Annotated in this window: 3 protein-coding genes; all 3 read left to right on the forward strand. The window is 71.1% G+C overall.

Annotated features, from left to right (window positions below; genetic code table 11):
- A partial coding sequence (locus tag ACZ7EC_RS32720; RefSeq protein ID WP_471068839.1) for a vitamin B12 dependent-methionine synthase activation domain-containing protein occupies positions 1–963 on the forward strand: 963 nt, incomplete at its 5' end.
- Entirely contained in the window at positions 960–1,820 is an 861-nt protein-coding gene (gene metF, locus ACZ7EC_RS32725) for a methylenetetrahydrofolate reductase [NAD(P)H] (protein WP_470565018.1), read from the forward strand. The genes ACZ7EC_RS32720 and metF, both read left to right, overlap by 4 nt.
- On the forward strand, positions 1,810–1,946 hold a 137-nt coding region (locus ACZ7EC_RS32730; RefSeq protein WP_471068843.1), incomplete at its 3' end, for an adenosylhomocysteinase. The genes metF and ACZ7EC_RS32730, both read left to right, overlap by 11 nt.

Genomic DNA, 1,946 nt, shown 5'->3' on the forward strand with positions numbered 1-1,946 from the left:
CAGGGAGAGGTCCGCTACGCCCGTGACGCGTTCGAGGGTCTGCGTCTGATGGACGCGTTGATCGGCGTCAAGCGTGGCGTGCCCGGCGCGAAACTGCCCGAACTGAAGCAGCGCCGGGTAGCCGCGCGGCGGGCGGTCCCGGAGGAGCCCGCGGAGGCCGGCCGCTCCGATGTCGCCACCGACAACCCCGTGCCGGCACCACCGTTCTGGGGCACCCGTGTCGTCAAGGGCATCCAGCTCAGGGAGTACGCCTCCTGGCTCGACGAGGGCGCCCTGTTCAAGGGCCAGTGGGGACTCAAGGGCGAGACCATCGAGGGCGAGGGGCGGCCTCGGCTGCGCATGTGGCTCGACCGGCTGCTGACGGGGAACCTGCTGGAAGCGGCCGTGGTCCACGGCTACTTCCCCTGCGTCTCGAAGGACGACGACCTGATCGTCCTGGACGAACACGGCAACGAGCGCACCCGGTTCGCCTTCCCCCGCCAGCGCCGCGGCCGGCGCCTGTGCCTGGCCGACTTCTTCCGCCCGCAGGAGTCGGGGGAGACCGATGTCGTCGGCTTCCAGGTCGTCACCGTCGGCTCCCGCATCGGCGCGGAGACCGCCAAGCTGTTCGAGGCCGACGCCTACCGCGACTACCTCGAACTGCACGGCCTGTCCGTCCAGTTGGCCGAGGCACTGGCCGAGTACTGGCACGCCCGCGTGCGTGGCGAACTCGGCATCGGCGGCAGCGATCCGGCCGCCATGGAGGGCATGTTCCGCACGGAGTACCAGGGCTGCCGCTACTCGTTCGGCTACCCGGCCTGCCCGGACCTGGAGGACCGCGCCAAGATCGCCGAGCTGCTGCGGCCCGAGCGGATCGGCGTCCACCTCTCCGAGGAGTTCCAGCTCCACCCGGAGCAGTCCACCGACGCCCTCGTCGTCCACCACCCCGAGGCCGGCTACTTCAACGCGGGAGGCCGCGCATGACGACGTTCTCCTTCGAGTTCTTCCCGCCGAAGACGGCCGCGGGCGAGCAGGCACTGTGGCGGGCCGTCCGCCGCATCGAACCACTCGCGCCCGACTTCGTGTCCGTCACCTACGGCGCGGGCGGATCCTCGCGGGAGCGCACCATCCAGCTCACCCAGCGGATGGTGACCGAGACGACACTGCGCCCCGTGGCACACCTGACCGCCGTCGGGCACTCGACCGCCGAACTGCGCCGCATCATCGGCCAGTACGCGGACGCCGGGGTGCGCGACGTGCTCGTCCTGCGCGGCGACCCGCCCGGCGACCCGAGGGGGCCGTGGCAGCCGCACCCCGAGGGCCTCACCCACGCCTGCCAACTGGTCGAACTGGTGCGGTCGCTCGGGCAGTTCACCATCGGGGTGGCGGCGTTCCCGGAGAAGCACCCGCGCTCGCCCGACTGGGACAGCGACATCCGGCACTTCGTGGCCAAGTGCCGCGCGGGCGCGGACTACGCGATCACCCAGATGTTCTTCGACGTCGAGGACTACCTGCGGCTGCGCGACCGTGTCGAGGCGGCCGGCTGTACGACGCCGATCATCCCGGAGATCATGCCGGCCACGGACGTCCGGCAGATCCGGCGCTTCGCCGAACTCTCCGACGCCGCCTTCCCGGAGGACCTGGCCCACCGCCTCGAAGCCGCCCGCGAGCGGCCCGACGACGCGTACCGGATCGGGGTCGAGCACGCCACCGCCATGGCGGACCGGCTGCTCGCCGAGGGCGCCCCCGGCCTGCACTACATCACGCTCAACAAGTCCACGGCAGCCTTGGACATCCACCGCAACGTACTGAGCCGCTCAAGGAGCCTCCATGCCCGCTGAGTTCACCGACTTCAAGGTCGCCGACCTGTCCCTGGCCGAGTTCGGCCGCAAGGAGATCACCCTCGCCGAGCACGAGATGCCCGGCCTGATGGCGATCCGCAAGGAGTACGCCGAGAGCCGGCCGCT

This window comes from Streptomyces sp. NPDC037203, assembly GCF_055605065.1.